This window comes from Muribaculum sp. An289 (assembly GCF_002159555.1).
Lineage (GTDB): Bacteria > Bacteroidota > Bacteroidia > Bacteroidales > UBA932 > Merdivivens > Merdivivens faecigallinarum.
This window is the reverse complement of sequence record NZ_NFIV01000001.1, coordinates 181,644-198,138: the sequence shown is the minus strand read 5'-3', so window position 1 is coordinate 198,138 and position 16,495 is coordinate 181,644. Positions and strand designations below refer to the sequence as shown.

General features: G+C 51.5%; 24 protein-coding genes. 16 read left to right on the top strand and 8 right to left on the bottom strand.

Annotated elements, in window-relative coordinates:
- The first annotated feature begins 3 nt into the window (after positions 1–3).
- The 16 genes from B5F83_RS01020 (at position 4) to B5F83_RS00945 (ending at position 9,366) form a co-directional block, all read left to right on the top strand.
- Positions 4–957 (top strand): hypothetical protein, encoded by a 954-nt coding sequence (locus B5F83_RS01020; protein ID WP_087275921.1) that lies wholly within the window; start codon positions 4–6, stop codon positions 955–957.
- 10 nt (positions 958–967) lie between these two features.
- Positions 968–1,462, top strand: a complete 495-nt coding sequence (locus tag B5F83_RS01015; protein WP_087275918.1) for a hypothetical protein — start codon at positions 968–970, stop codon at positions 1,460–1,462.
- Positions 1,437–1,775 (top strand): hypothetical protein, encoded by a 339-nt coding sequence (locus B5F83_RS01010; RefSeq protein WP_239383790.1) that lies wholly within the window; start codon positions 1,437–1,439, stop codon positions 1,773–1,775. The genes B5F83_RS01015 and B5F83_RS01010 overlap by 26 nt, the downstream gene beginning before the upstream one ends.
- A complete protein-coding gene (locus B5F83_RS01005; RefSeq protein ID WP_143822428.1) occupies positions 1,768–2,289 on the top strand; it encodes a hypothetical protein in 522 nt (173 codons plus the stop codon). Before B5F83_RS01010 ends, B5F83_RS01005 begins: the two co-directional genes overlap by 8 nt.
- Entirely contained in the window at positions 2,286–2,516 is a 231-nt protein-coding gene (locus B5F83_RS01000; protein WP_087275911.1) for a hypothetical protein, read from the top strand. Before B5F83_RS01005 ends, B5F83_RS01000 begins: the two co-directional genes overlap by 4 nt.
- A gap of 9 nt (positions 2,517–2,525) precedes the next feature.
- On the top strand, positions 2,526–3,383 hold the full coding sequence (locus B5F83_RS00995; protein ID WP_087275909.1) for a hypothetical protein: 858 nt from the start codon (positions 2,526–2,528) through the stop codon (positions 3,381–3,383).
- The gene (locus tag B5F83_RS00990) at positions 3,367–3,846 is read left to right on the top strand and encodes a hypothetical protein (RefSeq protein ID WP_087275906.1); all 480 of its coding nucleotides are present in this window, start codon (positions 3,367–3,369) and stop codon (positions 3,844–3,846) included. The genes B5F83_RS00995 and B5F83_RS00990 overlap by 17 nt, the downstream gene beginning before the upstream one ends.
- Before the next feature lies 1 nt (position 3,847).
- A complete protein-coding gene (locus B5F83_RS00985) occupies positions 3,848–4,681 on the top strand; it encodes a hypothetical protein (protein WP_087275903.1) in 834 nt (277 codons plus the stop codon).
- Between the two features lie 32 nt (positions 4,682–4,713).
- On the top strand, positions 4,714–5,271 hold the full coding sequence (locus tag B5F83_RS00980) for a hypothetical protein (protein WP_087325201.1): 558 nt from the start codon (positions 4,714–4,716) through the stop codon (positions 5,269–5,271).
- Complete coding sequence (locus tag B5F83_RS00975; protein ID WP_087275897.1) at positions 5,252–5,449, top strand: hypothetical protein; 198 nt, start codon at positions 5,252–5,254, stop codon at positions 5,447–5,449. The genes B5F83_RS00980 and B5F83_RS00975 overlap by 20 nt, the downstream gene beginning before the upstream one ends.
- Before the next feature lie 72 nt (positions 5,450–5,521).
- Positions 5,522–6,130 (top strand): BACON domain-containing carbohydrate-binding protein, encoded by a 609-nt coding sequence (locus B5F83_RS00970; RefSeq protein WP_087275894.1) that lies wholly within the window; start codon positions 5,522–5,524, stop codon positions 6,128–6,130.
- 6 nt (positions 6,131–6,136) lie between these two features.
- Positions 6,137–7,438, top strand: a complete 1,302-nt coding sequence (locus B5F83_RS00965; protein ID WP_087275891.1) for a BACON domain-containing carbohydrate-binding protein — start codon at positions 6,137–6,139, stop codon at positions 7,436–7,438.
- Between the two features lie 33 nt (positions 7,439–7,471).
- On the top strand, positions 7,472–7,870 hold the full coding sequence (locus tag B5F83_RS00960; protein ID WP_087275888.1) for a hypothetical protein: 399 nt from the start codon (positions 7,472–7,474) through the stop codon (positions 7,868–7,870).
- A gap of 64 nt (positions 7,871–7,934) precedes the next feature.
- Complete coding sequence (locus B5F83_RS00955; RefSeq protein WP_087275886.1) at positions 7,935–8,315, top strand: hypothetical protein; 381 nt, start codon at positions 7,935–7,937, stop codon at positions 8,313–8,315.
- 4 nt (positions 8,316–8,319) lie between these two features.
- Positions 8,320–8,931, top strand: coding sequence for a hypothetical protein (locus B5F83_RS00950; protein ID WP_239383789.1), 612 nt, complete (start codon positions 8,320–8,322; stop codon positions 8,929–8,931).
- 3 nt (positions 8,932–8,934) lie between these two features.
- Positions 8,935–9,366 (top strand): D-Ala-D-Ala carboxypeptidase family metallohydrolase, encoded by a 432-nt coding sequence (locus B5F83_RS00945; protein ID WP_087275880.1) that lies wholly within the window; start codon positions 8,935–8,937, stop codon positions 9,364–9,366.
- A gap of 80 nt (positions 9,367–9,446) precedes the next feature.
- Here the strand turns inward: B5F83_RS00945 and B5F83_RS00940 are convergent, their stop codons facing one another.
- The 8 genes from B5F83_RS00940 to dprA all read right to left on the bottom strand — a co-directional run bounded on the left by B5F83_RS00940 (position 9,447) and on the right by dprA (position 16,444).
- On the bottom strand, positions 9,447–10,775 hold the full coding sequence (locus B5F83_RS00940) for a carbon starvation CstA family protein (RefSeq protein ID WP_087275877.1): 1,329 nt from the start codon (positions 10,773–10,775) through the stop codon (positions 9,447–9,449).
- Positions 10,776–11,052: 277 nt separating this feature from the next.
- Entirely contained in the window at positions 11,053–11,517 is a 465-nt protein-coding gene (locus tag B5F83_RS00935) for a biopolymer transporter ExbD (RefSeq protein ID WP_087275874.1), read from the bottom strand.
- 14 nt (positions 11,518–11,531) lie between these two features.
- Positions 11,532–12,107 carry a biopolymer transporter ExbD gene (locus B5F83_RS00930; protein WP_087275871.1) on the bottom strand — a complete coding sequence of 192 codons (576 nt, stop codon included), beginning with the start codon at positions 12,105–12,107 and terminating at the stop codon, positions 11,532–11,534.
- Between the two features lie 17 nt (positions 12,108–12,124).
- Positions 12,125–12,550: a hypothetical protein gene (locus B5F83_RS00925; RefSeq protein WP_087325198.1), complete on the bottom strand. Its 426-nt coding sequence runs from the start codon at positions 12,548–12,550 to the stop codon at positions 12,125–12,127.
- A gap of 14 nt (positions 12,551–12,564) precedes the next feature.
- On the bottom strand, positions 12,565–13,386 hold the full coding sequence (locus B5F83_RS00920; protein WP_087275865.1) for a MotA/TolQ/ExbB proton channel family protein: 822 nt from the start codon (positions 13,384–13,386) through the stop codon (positions 12,565–12,567).
- 100 nt (positions 13,387–13,486) lie between these two features.
- On the bottom strand, positions 13,487–14,521 hold the full coding sequence (locus B5F83_RS00915) for a type I asparaginase (RefSeq protein ID WP_087275862.1): 1,035 nt from the start codon (positions 14,519–14,521) through the stop codon (positions 13,487–13,489).
- A complete protein-coding gene (locus B5F83_RS00910) occupies positions 14,518–15,324 on the bottom strand; it encodes a TatD family hydrolase (protein ID WP_087275859.1) in 807 nt (268 codons plus the stop codon). Before B5F83_RS00910 ends, B5F83_RS00915 begins: the two co-directional genes overlap by 4 nt.
- A gap of 28 nt (positions 15,325–15,352) precedes the next feature.
- A complete protein-coding gene (gene dprA, locus B5F83_RS00905) occupies positions 15,353–16,444 on the bottom strand; it encodes a DNA-processing protein DprA (RefSeq protein WP_158094117.1) in 1,092 nt (363 codons plus the stop codon).
- Between the last annotated feature and the right edge of the window lie 51 nt (positions 16,445–16,495).

Sequence of the window (16,495 nt, the reverse complement as noted above, 5' to 3'; positions counted from 1 at the left end):
GAGATGTTCACGTTGCTTTATGACATAGAAATAGGCGATTACAAGGTCGGTATGATGGAAAAGGTCGAGATACACAGCTCAGTTGAGCTGCTGGCCGATACGGCGGTCATCACCCTTCCTGGCACTCAATACAATTCCGCATTGGATGTCGAAGGCAAGATAAAACGCGGCGACAGGGTGTCCATCCGTCTCGGCTACGGGGAAACAGGGCTCGCGGAGGAATTCTCCGGATGGGTGCAGCGCATCGGTACGGACAACGGCGCAATCACGGTCGAATGCGAGGACGACCTTTTCAAACTGCGTGTCCCGCTTGCCGACAGGGAAATGAAAAACGTCCGTCTGTCCGACCTGCTCAAGGGCGTGCTGGAGGAAACGGGCGGGGGATATTCACTCGAATGCAGCTACTCGTGGACATACGACAAATTCGTTGTCAGCACGGCCACGGCATACGACGTATTGAAAAAGATACAGGAGGAATGCGGGGCCGACGTCTATTTGAAAGGGAAAACCCTGCATGTGCATGCTCCAGGGGAAAAGGTCGGCAAGGACGTGCTGTATGATTTCTCCCTGAACGTGCAGGATTGCAATCTCGAATACAGGAACGCCGATGAGAGGAAAGTGCGGGTAGTGGTCAAGGCTTTGCTTCCCGACGGCTCCGTAAAGGAAATGGAGATAGGCAGCACCGGAGGCGACAAGGTCGAGGTCAGGGCTGCGGCTTCCGATGACGAATCGATGCGGCTGCGTGGCGAAAGCGAGCATAAGCGCCTGTCGTTCGACGGCTACGACGGGGACATAACCACGTGGCTCGTGCCGCATGTGGCCGCAGGGGACGGTGCGGTACTGCACGACAGGGACTATGGATACAAGGATGGAAAATATTTCGTCACTTCTGTCGATACCGAGTTCGGCAGCGGCGGCGCTACAAGGAAGGTGACACTCGGATTCCGTTTAAGTTAAGGTAGAAAACATGGACAACAACAGAAGACTGCTCGAAAACCTGAAAAAGGTCATGGCGCCGATGTCAATCACGCTATACCAGGGCATAGTCACCTCCGTAGACGAAGACGGCCCCACATGCTCCTGCCGTTTCGGCAGTACCGAGGTATCCGGCATACGTCTGCGGGCATCGCTGTCCGAACGGGACAGGCAGGCCCTCATCATTCCCCGCATAGGCAGCGCGGTCATAGTCGGAAGCCTGTCGGGCGACCTTTCCTCGCTCGCAGTACTGCAGGTGGACGAAGTGGAGCGCATAGAGATGAACGGCGGGGGACTCGGAGGGCTGATCAACATCGCAACGCTCACCGAAAAACTGAACGCCCTCGTAGATGCCTTCAACAGGCATACGCACCAGGTTTCCACTACCGGAACCGCCGCATCGCAGACCGGCACGGCGGCCGCGACGGCAGGCAAGGCGGACCGGTTCGACAAGGACGACTATGAGGACACAAACATCAGACATTGAGGAAATGAACGGGATACGGCTGTCGGAGTACGACATCGACATACATGTAATGAAAGACGGTTACGGGAAAATAGCCTCCGGCTTTGTCATCGGGGACATCCTGTCGCAGAACCAGGCACTCATACTGCAAACGCACAAGGGCGAGTGGAAGGAAGACCCGTCGATAGGGGTTGGCATCAGCGACATGCTCCTTGACGAGAACCTCGAACTGTGGAAGCGCGAGATTCGGGAACAGATGGAACTTGACGGACAGACCGTCACCGGCGTGGCAATTACGTACAAAGGCATAACGATAGAAGCGAGCTATGAATAAGACAATAGTTACCATCATAATTGTTTTTGTTTGCATGGGACTGCACTCCTGCGGCGCACATAAGAACATTTCGTCGTCCCAGGAGGCCCGGTCCCGGACACTTGCGTTGCAGGAGGATTCCACCATGCTGCAGCGAGAAATAAGGCGCATCATGGACGATTACGCCTCAGAGGCTTTTGCGCTCATGAAGTCGCGCGACATCATATTCAGAAAGGAAAAATATTCCGAACCCGACAGTAGCGGAAGCCAGCATGTGACTGAAAGGATACAGGCTGAAATAAAGACGGAGGAGACGGGGGCCTACGGCTCAATGTCTGCAAAGTCCGGGACGGTTTCGGAAAGGACGGACAGCCTGTCCGGACGTACGTCGGCCACGGACGAAACGGTGTCCGAGGAGTCATCCATGGATGCGAGCAGGGAGCCTGCGACAGGCGGCGGACTGACATGGATCCTGATTGCGTGTGCCGCAACGGCCGCCGCAATGGCGATAATATTAAAACGGTCAGGAAGATGAAGACGAAAGTGATGCCGAGACAGACGTTGGCCGACATGGCGATGCAGGTGTACGGGGACATACGGGCAATCGTCACATTGGCGGATGCGAACAATCTGCCGCTAACGCATGACGTCCCTGCCGGGACGATGCTGGAATGTCCGGAAACGGTTTTCGACAAATACATGCAGGAATACGTGAGAAATCAAAAGGTTTCGCCCGCTACGGCGACAGAGGACAACTTATAACACATAATCATGGCACGAAGCATCAGTGAAATAAAAAGGGAAATGACGGACATGTTCATTTCCGATCCGTACATAAGGGAAAAGTACGGGATTGAAGGGGACGGGGCTTTCGATGACGTCTTTTCGAAAGTAAGTGTCGAGAACATACTGTTCTTCATCGTCGCTTCAACCATATATGTGCTCGAATCGATGTTCGATGCATTGAGGTCCGAAGTGGACGAAAAGTCGAGGACCGCGGTCGTGGCATCGCTGCCGTGGTATTATTCCATTTGCCTTGAATACCAGCACGGGGACGAACTCGTATACGACGACACCACAAAAACCTACCGTTACCCTGACGAGGACGATTCGAAAAGGGTGGTGAAATTCGCCGCATGCAGCGACCGCGGAGGGGGCGTGCTGATCCTGGTCTCGGGCATGGACGGTGAAGGAAAACCGGAAGCGCTTTCTTCCGACATCCTGGACGCATTCAAGGAGTACATCAGAAGGCGCAAACCGGCAGGGGTGCTGGTCGATGTGTTCAGCTATGACCCCGACTGCATCAGCATGTCATTGTATGTGCAATACGACCCTCTCATGCTGGAGACGGACGGAAAGAGGATAAGCGGCACGGATTATCCGGTGGAAACCGCGATAGAGGGATATCTGTCCTCCATCAAGTACGGCGGCACTTTCAACAAGACAAAACTCGTGGATGCCGTACAGTCCGCCGATGGAGTGGTGGACGTACTGCTGCAGGACGTCGCCGTGAGGCCGGCCGCATCGGCATCTTATGTGTCGATATCGGGGAACAACTATACCGCCGTCGGAGGGGCGTTCAAAACTGAAAAACTGAGGGAGGGAATCACGTATGTATTACAACTTTGATACGTCAAAGCTCGCAAGGTGGCTGCTTCCGCCGATATTGAGGAGGAAGGGCCTGCTGGCGCTCATTGATGCGCTCGCAATGCCGCTGTCCTCACTGTCTGACAGGATGTCCTCCTATGCGGACGGCACGCTTCGCAAACTGAGCTACAACGCGTTCACGAACTATCTCGAACGGTTCCTGAACGAATTGTTCGGAGGCGGAATATACATAACGGATTATGCCGACGAGGATTTTTTCTACATGTCGTACAAAGACGAGACATTGGACACGGTCTATGTCGGAATATCAGGAGAAGAAGGATACGACCCTCCGGTGTATTTGTCTTCAGAACAACCTGACAGGATATCTGGAGGATTCATAGTAAATATCCCGGAATCCCTTTCGGGAAAAACAGGAGACATCGGCAAATGGGTGGACTATTACAAGTTCGCAGGGGTGAAATACATAATAAAAACATATTGAAATGGATAAATTTTTGACTTTCGAAGGCTTGCAGCCTATGTGGCTCGGGGATTTCGACTTCATGCAAGAAGCTGTCGGAAGCACATTGAAAAACCTCGTAAGGGCGATGACCGGATACGATTCCGTCATCCTCTCCGGATGCGAGGTGTCGGTATCCGGCAGTTCCGTGCAGGAACCCACATATGCATGGACGGACGGCGTGGTGGCACTTGACGGGGAAATACTGCCGATAAAATCTGGAAGCATCAGCATCCGGATTCCCCATCTCCCTAACATATACTTCCACGTACAAAAATCATATCCGCAGGAAGGAGAACGCATATTCAAGGACGGACAGTCACACAACTGCTACGAGAAAAGGGAAGCAGTCCTTACGACCGTATTGTCCAAATGGCGATATTCATCCGAGTTCCCGCGCATGAACACTGGGGAAAAGAAGCTCGCGACGTTCGTCTCCGATGTGTCCGGGGTCAGCATGGCGGGAAAAATCACAAGAAAGAACGGGGCGTATCATATCACTGCTTCCTTCAGGACGACAACGGCGGTGACAAGCATCCTGGCGGACAATGTCAATATCGTCCTTGAAGACAAGGACAAATCGGCCTTGTTATCCGGCAGCATCAATGCGGGGAAGACCTATTGTCCGCTCGCCCTGTCACAGCCGATAGAAATAGGCAATATTGGAGGATACGTGGTGCCGCTTGTGATATCGTTGTCGTCCTCGGATGACGGCGTGAGTATGAAGATGCAGATAGCTCCAGACGTGCCGGAACTGGGATTGCTGCTTCCATCTGGTATTCAATCAACGTTCGAAACACGTTTGAACACAATTTGAAGCTCTTTATAATAATTTTACGCCATTATATTATGAAGATATTCAGAATAAAAAACGACCTCCCTATAGAATGGACCGTTAAGCGGCTTGGAAAGCCCGAAACCCTGGCTGGGAAAGAGTTGAAGGTCTTTCTGACTAACATTTACGGGGACACGGAAATCAAAGACTACCTTGTGCAGGACAACGTGATCCGCTTTGTGTTTGAAGGCGCAGCACAAAAAATAGCAGGGAAATACGGACTGAAGCTAATTGAAAATCAGGATGGGGAGGGAATGGTTACAATAGAGGCATGCGATGCCTTTTGTCTTACGTACGGGTGTGTCGACACCTGCAATGACAACACGCTTGCGGTCAAAAGCAACATCGTAGTTCCCGCAAACGGGCTTTCAGCATACGAGATAGCGGTACTGCACGGTTACGAAGGCACAGAGGAAGAATGGATAAGAATGAATGAACAATATGTTTTATCTAAGCAAATCCGCACCATTCTTCCCCTCACACAGTCGGAATACGATGCGCTGGAGGTCAAGGACGGGAACACGATGTACGTTATAACGGAGGATACGGGGGATGCTGCTGGACAACATTAAGGACATACGCATCGGCACGCGGAAGGTGTCGAGGGTATACGTGGGAGGCGCATTGGTATGGCCAAGGACGGAAAAGAAATACTTCCGTTTCAAAAGAAAAATCGTATGGCTCGCGCCAACCAACGGCTCGACGGCGACAAACGAAGTCGAGAGCAATACGGACTGGAATATAGAATGAGACACATTGATTGCAATTGATTTTTAACCATATTTAATAACCACTAATAATAACCACTAACTATTTACAATTATGGCAAAAGCATCATGGTTGACCGTGAGCCCGATGTCGGGCTCGGGAAACGAATCGCTGAACAACAGCGCACAGGAGCACACAGGACGAGAGTCGCGTGAAACGACCGTCACCGGTACCGCGACGGGTGTGGAGACCCCTGATACCTATCAGGTGGAACAAGCCGGCAAGGCCGAGTTCATACAATTTAACGACGGAGCCGAAATGGCTGCACAGAAAGACGGCGGCGAAGTCACCGTAACGGGAAAATCCAACTCCGCGAAGCTCTCTTTCTCCCAGGTAGGAGGCAGTGGCGAACTGGATATCGCCGAGAACTACACCGCCGGCGGCAAGTCCACGGCGAACGGGCAGGCCATAGCCGGAGACCCCGGTGCCTCTGCCGAATACGAGTTTTCCGTGAAAGTGACACTTCCGGAGAACGGCACGATAGAGGAAAGGGAATTCACGCTCCAGGTAAACAACGGGGGGTCGATATCGAAGCAGATAGTCATAAAGCAGGCGGCAGGAGATGCATACTTCCGTTTCGCGAAGGAAAGCATCACTATACCGCAAGCCGGAGGCAACGTATCCGTCAATATCGAATCCAATACCACCTGGAACATATCGTAGCGTATCATGGCTCTTCCGGAATGGCTTGAAATCGTTCCCACATCGGGTGAAGGGGACGCGGTATTGGAACTTTCCGCCCAGGAACATACCGGGCGGGAGGCACGGTCCGCTACAGTCTCCGGCACGCCCGATGGCGGGACTCCGGATACGCTGGAGGTCATTCAGGAGGGCAAGTCCGCCTACGTGTCCGTGCTTACCTCCGGAGTACTGACGGTCCCTGCTTCCGGTGGAAGTGTGGCGTTGGGTGGCATGTCCAATGCCGTTGCGCTGATGCTTCAGCTTGAGTCCGGGGCAATGCCCGAGCCATCCCGCGTGAACCTTCTTGCGGACAGCTACAGCACCGATTTGGAGGACCCTTTCAATCCAGTACAAATCGAAGGCGACCCCGGTGCGGATGCCGAATACGTATTCCGCTACGGCATGACGTTCCCGGAACGTCTCGGCAGGGCCGAAATCCGGGGCACGCTCTCCGTAGCCGATGCGGCGATTATACCTTCCTCCAACAAAAGCGGTCTTGTCCGCTTGTCGCAGGAAGGCGCCTCGCCGTTCATCACACGCGCCGACAAAGTGCCGTCATTGAGCATCAATGCCAACGGGAAGTACCCGGCCAGATTGTACGGGGAGGGCAACATTGGAGGCATCGGGCTGTTGCCGGCCTCTGGCTCCAATTTTACTTCCGGCGCCGCGATGAAGGCGACCCTGACGGTGACGGGCAAGTCGAGCGGTACGGTGAAGACGGTAGAGCTGACCGAGTCGGGGAAGGTATACCCCATACCCGACGACCCGGGGGTGGACGAAGCCTACGAATGGGAGCTCCTTATACAGCAATGGCCGGAAAATACCGGTTGGTCCGACAAGAGCGGGAAATGGCTCATCGGCGATGCCGACACCAACGTAGAAGGGCCGCAGCTGTCGCAGGGCGGTGCGCAGGAGTTCTGCGAAGTGGAGACGGAAGTGCTTCCGACGTACAGCTTCCCGAAGTTGCAGGAGGGTACGATATCCATCAAGGGCAGGAGCAATTCAACCTGCGTGTTCATACGGTATGTTTCACTCTCCGCAACGCCATCCGCCACGATGCTCATCAACGGCGAGGAGGCGTTGGAATGGGAGCCGGGAAATGCTGAAATCGGCAACATAGCCTCATACCGTGGCAGGTACGAGGCCTACGAGTGGGAAATACGCCTGCTCGTGCCGGCACTGCCTGGGTCGCTACGACCGCAGGACATATCGTACGTGTTCGGCTGGACCCCTCAGGATGCCGGAGGCAATTCCATTAATTTGGGCACGTTCGTTCTGAAAAGGACTTGAAGTTTTTAAATTATTGAATTAGCATTGGTTAGTATGAAAAGAATCGTTTTTATCATCGCATCGTTGTTGATGCTCGCCATGGGCGCCGTAACGCTCATGGCACAGACCGGGGAGACACCCGTTGAAGGGTCTGGCTTCGTAATAGACCTTACCACCTTCACGGGAATCGTCGCGCTCATCTCCGCAATCGTAACGCAGCTGTTGAAGCTGGTGCCGAAGATACAGGGCAGCAAGCTGGCGAAAATAGGCATTTCGGCAGGTGTCGGCATAGTGGTATGCTTCGCCGCCTGGGGGCTTAAGATATCGCCGCTTCTTGTCGGTTCCGCATGGTGGCAGGTGCTGCTGTACGGCCTGGCGGCGGGACTGTCCGGATGCGGGTTCTACGATGTGGTCAAGGCAATCGCGGGCCTGTTCAAGAAGGGGCAGGCTTAGGGTTGTAAGTGTTTTCATCTTCTTCAGGGGAGGGCGTGTCCCTCCCCTGTTTAAAACCGAAATCATGAAAAGGATAATGGATGTGCTGCTGTGGATATGGCAGCTGCCGCAGAACCTCATGGGCCTCGCAATCATGCCCTTTTACAGGAAGGACAGGACGATACGGCACAAGGACAGGAAGATACGCTACTGTCCGCGTTTTCCGGGAGGGATATCGCTCGGGTTCTACGTGTACGTAGGGGACACTGACACGAAGACCGTAATGCATGAGTACGGCCATACGAGGCAGTCGAACATGCTCGGGCCCCTGTACCTGATAGTAGTAGGGCTGCCATCCCTAATATGGGCCGCATTCTACAGGTACGACCCGTCGGACCCTCACGGATACTACCGGTTCTTTACCGAGAAATGGGCCGACAGGCTCGGAGGAGTGAAACGCGCATAAACGTATGGATAAAATGGATACTGCCAACGAAGCCCTGCAAATGGCGCAGGGGATAAGCGAATACGGCATAATGATAATAATATGCGCCGTGTTCCTGCTGCTGTCGGCATCGCTGATGATAGCCTGCTTCAAGTGGTTTAAGAAGTCGCTTGACGACCTGCTGAAGTTTACCGGGGAGATGGGCAACCTGAACAGTCAGCTGGAGGAGAACAACAGGGTGATGGAACGCATAGCGGAGGGGCTGATTCCGGAAACTCAGTTGCGGATAAAGAACATGTCCTCCGCCTTTTTCGACCTTGCAGTGGAGAAGGTGTGCCGCATCATCAAGAAAGTCAGGAGCGAGAACCACATAGCGGACCGTGAGGCTACGGCGGAGAAGATACACACGTTGCTGACCAACATCCACGAGGACAGGAACAGCCGTTTCGATGGCTTTAAATATAAAGGGAAATCGTTGTCTTCCTATACCAATCCCGAATGGATAGAATGGGTTTCCGATGTCGTCGAGGGGGAACTCTACAACGAGGCAGGCGAGAACAACGGTCGCGCTTATACGAATGTGAAAGCCGTTTATGACAATATCAAACTTGATTTTTACCACAGATTAAACGCATAAAATATGGGAACTATTAGCAAGAACTTCGATTATCGAGAATTCGAACAATCCGACACCGCAAAAAGGCTCGGGATAATTAATGTAATCGGCACATCAGAGATAAGGGACGGCATCAAGGCTCTTGTACTTGATGTGCTGCAACCGTTGCGGGATGCCTGGGGTGAGCCGCTTCATGTAAATTCCGGATACCGATGCCAGAAATTGAATGAGGCCGTCGGTGGCGTGGCTACCAGTCAGCACTGTAAAGGCGAAGCAGCCGATATCGCTTGTGCCGAACCGGCAAAACTCGCGCAGCTGGCATACGATCTCGGACTTCCATACGACCAAATGATACTTTATCCCACCTTCGTGCATTTTTCACACAAACTCAATGGGGCTCAAAGAAAGCAGATACTGTATAATAAGACATACGGTGGGGAAAAGGTGGTTGATTGAGGATATTAAAAAAACGCACTATATGAGAGTGCGTTTTTTTTGTCGCATTTCGTTTTTTAACAAATAATCACATTTCGTTTTTAATTTTGTCGCATTTCGTTTTTGTGATTATACGAGAGTATCAGATGATTCTTTCCTGCCTTGACAAGATATGCCGCCCCCGCCCATAAAGTCGTCATGGCAAGGACCTGGTTGCCTATGCCAACGTAATTCCATATTGTGGAGAACTCCACTTTGCACATGATATATGCTACTATAAAAACGGGGATTGCCACAATCAGTCTGTTCAGCAGCGGCTTCTGCCTGTATTTGAGCCCGTCGGCCAATGTGAGGCGAAGACTTCTGAAAGCGGTGTCGCCGGAAGTTATAGGACACACAATCACTCCGATGATGGCTATGACAGCACCTATTTTCCCGAGCCATGAACGGCAAATCAGATCCACGGCTATGGCCGGTGTAACCTTGGTAAGTACGCCATCAATCATTATCCCTTCGGTCGCGGCCGCATTCAGTCCTTCCGGTCCGCCGAAATATGCCATGGCCGCCGTTGCCCATATCATTGCGACTATGCCTTCGCAGATCATGGCTCCGTAAAATACGGGGCGTCCGTAGCGCTCGTTCACAAGGCAGCGGGCGACCAGAGGGGACTGTGTGGAATGGAAACCGGAAATCGCCCCGCATGAAATCACGATGAAAAGCATTGGGACAAGCACATTGTTTTCCGGATCGGCATGGTAGTTTTTCAATGTCTCCAAGGTAAGTTCGGTCATGGTTATATCACCCGAGACCGCCTTGACAATCATCATTCCGCCTACTCCGACAGCCATGAACAGAAGCGCTGCTCCCATGTATGGATAAATGGTGCCTATTATCTTGTCTATAGGGAGCAAAGTGGCAAGCAGGTAATAAACGAAAACTATGTACAACCATACTTCCTTAGGCCAGGATGTAAGCGTTGCGAGCAAGTCCGCCGGGCCGACGACAAAAGAGACTCCTACGGCAAGCAGCATGAGGCTCACGAAAAACAGGAGTATCTTCTTCACAGTTTTGCCGAGATATTGCCCGACTATGTCGGGAAGGCTCATTCCATCGTGCCGCATCGACAGCATTCCGGAAAAATAATCGTGTGCGGCTCCCATGAAAATGCATCCTAATACTATCCACAGGTAAGCCGCCGGGCCGTATGCCGCACCGAGAATGGCTCCGAATATCGGGCCCAGGCCAGCAATGTTCAGAAACTGTATCACAAAGGCTTTCCAGGGACGGATTTCCTTGTAGTCGACACCGTCCGCAAGTTTCTGCACAGGTGTCTGCCTCGAAGGGTCGGCCCCGAAATAACGTTCCACGAATTTTCCGTAAATGAAATATGCCGCGACAAGAAGCGCGATAGATATGACGAAAGTAAGCATGTACCTATTACATTAAAGCGTATGTGACATTAAATTTCCTGAACAATATATTCGGATGCAAAAATACGCAGAAGCCGGGAGCAATGCAAACAAACCCGGGACATCTGTGTGCTGTGCGCCCGCATCTGCATGCGGGCAAAGTCGAGTGCCTGCACCAGGGAGGGCGGGTGGTGCAAAAAAATGAAGAGGTGCAGAAAAATAAGGAGGTGTATAAAAATAAAAACGGCCCGAAGTCAGAATCCCGGGCCGTTTTTATAATACGGATTAACAATTTAGATTACTGTACCCTTCTTGCAGAGTAAAGGATTTTCAGTGCGTAGCAGCGGCGAAGCTCCTGCTTCACGTCTGTTACCGTACCCATGCGGGCATATTCATCCACCCTGAGGGCAGTAGTCATGAGTTGCCTGTCGCTTTCGCTCATTGATTCACGTGCGGATGCGATGAAGTCACCGATATCCGACACCGTTTTGTATGAGTCGTTGAGCTGTATACGAACGTCATTACCATACTGGGCCTGCATGCTGAGGATAGGAGTTCCTATGTAAATATAGGATGTAAGGTCCTTCCTTTCCAGCTTCACTGCTTCGCTTGCTTCCGGGAGACGTACCTGTACTTTGATTTCGGTAGTCCTCATGGACGTAGTGACCATGAAGAAAAACAGTACCATGAATACGATGTCCGGGAGTGACGAAGTATTGACCCCTGGCATTTTGTTCTTGTCTTTTCTTCCAAATTTTGCCATGCTGTTACCTCCTATTATCTTCCACCTGTTACATCCTTAGGCTCGGCCTCGGAAATCTGCTGAGGAATGGCGTCACGGACGATTCTCTGTCTTTCTTCGTCCAGACGTGCATAAGGCATTCCCCAATTCTTGATTGAGAAATCGTCGCGGATTTCGTTTATGGCCTTGACTATCTCGTTCTGTACCTCGATATAGGCTTTATATGTGGTACTGCGGTCGTTCTGTAAGGAAATCACACCGCTTGAAACGGGGTAGTCACCGTACCCTTCGATGTAAGTCATCTTCTTTTCAGGAAGCTTAGGGTCGTCGGTAGGATTAAGTAAAAATTCTTTGACTTTATCTTTCAGCATGGAGACATCCATCGCCTGGCCACCTGCGAACAACCTGTCAAGAGAGTTGATACGCACGATAATGATGTTACGCTCGTTAATCTGCTGGTTCTCAACTTCGCCGGTTACAGGCGGAGGGAGCTGACGGCGCAAACCATAGTTCTGGTCCATCGTGGTTGTCATAAGGAAGTACGTCAAAAGCAGGAAGGCGATATCCGCCATCGAGCTTGAGTTGATTTCCATTGGTCCTCTTGTTGCCATACTAAAAAATATTATGTCTATCGACGAACTACGTTTATGATATATCCGGCAATTATCGACAGGATTGCGCCTCCGAGCAATATGTAAGTCAGGTTGAGGAGGGTATCCGTCATTTTAAGAGTAGCTTGGGTTGGCTCCATGCCGACAATCTCGACAGGTGTCCCAGGTGCAAGCAGGTATGCGATGCCAATCACGACAATGACTCCTACGAGAGTGAAAATTGATTTTTTCAGACCTTTAGGATTGTCGAGAATGCCGATAATCGAGCTGATAATCGCACCTACGAGACCTACGCCAACCAATACATACGCCCAATAGAGCAGAGGGTCGACCAGGCTTTCGTTCTGTCCCATCTTCACATTTCCGAAGAGGACAAGGCAGCTCAGGACTATACCTACTACGAGCAAGACGTATGAAATGATTTTTATTATTTTAGCGTACATAGTGTCGTGCTGTATTATTTCTGGTTCTTAACCAAGATATCGATAAGTGAAATTGATGCGTCTTCCATTTCAATTGAAAGGGAGTCGATCCTTGAAAGGATGTAGTTGTAGAAGAGCTGAAGGATAACGGCTACGATCAAACCGCCGACGGTGGTGATCAAAGCAACTTTCATACCTCCTGCGACAACGTTAGGGGAAATATCACCGGCTGCCTGGATAGCATCGAATGCCTGAATCATACCAACGACTGTTCCCAAGAATCCCAACGAAGGGGCGATGGTGATGAAGAGCTGAATCCAGGAAAGGCCTTTTTCCATGAGGCTCATCTGTACGGAACCGTAGGAAACGACTGTCTTTTCTACAACTTCCAGACCCTGTTCTGCACGGAGGAGACCCTGGTAGAAGATGCTTGCGACAGGTCCGCGGGTATTGCGGCATACATCTTTGGCTGCTTCAACACCGCCGTTCTTGAGAGCTTCTTCCACTTTGTTGAGAAGTTTCTTGGTATTGGTCTTTGAAAGTCCAAGATAAAGAATCCTCTCGATGCAGAGTGCAAGACCCAATACGAAGCAGGCGAGGATTGTTGCCATAAATCCTGCACCACCTTCGATGAACCTTGTCTTGAGCTGCTGGTGGATTGGCATCTCAGGCTGAGCAGCCGTCATCTCTGCCAATGTTGCAGGCTCGGATGATACTGGAGTAGCTTCGGTAGCTGCCGCTTCGACAGTAGTATCGGTAGCTGCCGCTGCAGCTCCGTCGTTCTCCTGAGCTGCTGCGAATTGTGCAGACACGATCATAAGACCGCTAACTGCCAAAAACATGAAAAACTTTTTCATAACTGTTTTTGAATGTTTAAATGTTAAATTAATGTATTAAATAGTTATAGTAATTCAAAAATTCCGTGCAATATAGCAATTAATATTGAGATGCAAACAATTATTTTGAAATTTCTCCTCTGAGGTTTTTCTCGAATTCACATTTAACCCTTTTGTTGTCAGGATATTGACCCATTAGAAAAAATAATTTGGCAAGGGCGCTTTCGGTCGTGCTGTCGTACCCGTTGAGCACTCCTGCGCTCTTCAGTCCTATTCCTGTGGCGTATACCCCCATGTTTACCGAGCCGGTCATGCACTGGGTGACATTGACTATTACGAGACCTCTTCCGGAGGCCTTCCTTATGCTGTCGATGAACCACTCCGAGGACGGTGCGTTGCCGGAACCGAAAGTTTCCAGTACGACTCCGCGGAGTCCGGGCATTCCGAGTATGCTTTCCATTGTTCCGGGAGCGATGCCAGGGTAGATTTTCAATATGACCGCTCCAGGGTCGAGGTCTTTATGGACTTTAAGCCTTTTTCCCCATTCCTGCGGCCTGTAAATGAACGGGTCGTGGTATTTTATGTTGATTCCGGCCTCGGCAAGGGTGGGGTAATTCGGGGAGATGAACGCCTTGAACTCTTCCGCACTGTATTTTGTCGTCCTGTTTCCCCTCATGAGGGCGGAGTCGAAGAATATGCATACTTCGGGAACCTTCGCATTGCCGTTGCCGTCCTTTGCGCAGGCTATTTCTATGGCTGAAATCAGGTTTTCCTTCCCGTCGGTCCTCGGCATTCCTATCGGGAGCTGGCTTCCTGTGAAAATCACCGGTTTTTCCAGGTCTTCCAGCATGAAACTGAGAGCTGAGGCCGAATACGACATCGTGTCCGTCCCGTGGAGTATTACGAAACCGTCGTATTCCGCGTATTTTTCTTCAATGATTCCGGCAAGCCGCTTCCAGAAGTCCACGTCTACGTCGGATGAGTCTATGATGGGGTCGAAAGTGAAGGTGTCTATCCTGCACCCGAATTTTCGCAGTTCCGGCACCTCCTCTACAATCTGTTCGAAATTGAAGGGCCTGAGGGCAAGGTCGTCCGGATCTTGCTTCATGCCTATGGTGCCTCCCGTGTAAATGACCAGTATTGACGTGTCTTTCATGATTTTCCTCCTTTGTGGTTTTCCGTGTGCAGGCCGAAAAGCGTTTCTGCATTCCGCGATGTCCTTTCGCCGACGGTCTCAGCCGGAATGCCTTTGATTCCGGCGATTCTCCCTGCTATGATCGGGATGTAGGAACTTTCGTTCCTTTCACCTCTGTGTGGTACGGGTGTAAGGTACGGGGAGTCGGTTTCAAGCAGTATCCTCGAAATGTCGATTCCGGCAACTGTGTCGGGCAGCCTGGAATTTTTGTAGGTCAGGGTGCCGCCTATTCCGACCATGAAATCGCCGTATCTGTCGAATCTCCTGAATGTTTCGATGCTTCCTCCGAAGGCGTGGAATACCCCGCGCAGCCCTCTTCCCTTATGGGCTTCGAGTATGTCGAAAATTTCGGCCGTAGCTTCCCTCGAATGTATTATTACTGGCAGTCCGTAACGTTCCGCCCACGAAAGCTGCGTGTCGAAGACCGTCCTCTGGCCGTCCAGATATTCTTTGCTCCAGTAGAGATCCATTCCGATTTCCCCGACGGCTACCCAGTCCCTTTTGTCTTCAAGGCATTTTCCTACGGCCTCAAGCTCTTCTTCCCAGCCTTCCTTGACCGAGGTGGGGTGGAGCCCCGCGGCGCAGAAAATGTTTTCCGGAAACTTTGCGGCGCAGGCGAGCATGGCTTCTCTTGAAGAACTGTCTATGTCGGGGAAGACCATTTTAACGACTCCGGCTGCAACCGCCCTCGCGACGGTTTCTTCGAAATCCGCTGCAAAAGCCTCATCATAGAGATGGGTGTGTGTGTCGATGAATCGGGACATCCTGCAATTGATTGGCGCGCAAAAATAATCATTTTATTTTTATACTCCAATTGAAACCGTCTTCCTTGCAGATTTTCCCGTCGATTTCCAGTTCTGTGAGGGCGGCGGTCAGATTTTCTATGGCCATGCCCGTTTCCGAGAGCAGGGATTCGGTGCTTTTTCCGCCTCTGTCAGACAATATCCGGAGTATTTTGCCCCTGTCTCCGTCTTCTCCGTAGCAGATGCAGTCTCCGGGCCTGTGGCTTCCGCCTGCCCCGGTATGGCTGGCCGTCATGTCTTTCCCGTCCCGGAAATACAGGGAAAATCTGTCCGTGTCGCAGATGCAGCCGGCCATTTCGGCCGCGATGAGATAGTTGCAGCCTTCGCTCTTGCAGTCGTCGAGCCTTCCGGGGATTGCGTAAACGTCCCTTCCGTATGAAAATGCCTGTGTGGCAGTGACCATGCTGCCACCTTTTTTAGGGGACTGGATGACCACGGTGCATTCGGACAGTCCGGCGATAATCCGGTTACGCTTCAGAAAATTGACCGGAAGCGGGGCTTCGCCCAAAGGGAAATCGCTTATCAGGCAGCCTTCGTGTTCCATTATCTTTTCCGCAAGCCATTCGTGGCTTTTGGGATAAATCCTGTCCGCTCCCGTCCCCATGACCGCCACGGTAATCCCTTGTCTCAGTAAGGTCCTTTTGTGTGCCTGTACGTCTATCCCGTATGCAAGGCCGCTTATGATGACCGGAGGATTTCCGGTGCTGTGGACCGAATCTATGATTCTGTCGCACATCCTCAGCCCGTATTCGTCCGGATGCCTTGTGCCGACTACGGAAAGGGCCCTTTTCCCTTCCGGCCAGGTACCCCTTATATATAATAATAAAGGTGCGTCGGGGCATTCTTTCAGTGCCGCTGGGTATTCCGGGTCGGCAATCGTCACTACCGATATTCCCAGCCCGATGCATCTTGATATCTCGTCTTCCGCCCATCCGATTATGCCTTTCCGTGCCTCATCGTCGGGAAGCAGGCTTTCAGGGGAGGCCCCGTCTTCAATCAAGGCCTTTATTCCGGACGGTTTGAAGCCGAAAATACGGTTGAGCGCACAGAACAATGTTTTGTCTTTCGTGTATGCAGGCATGTCTTTTTTCCGCAAAAATACATTGCCGAATCCGCCACGGATAACAAAAAT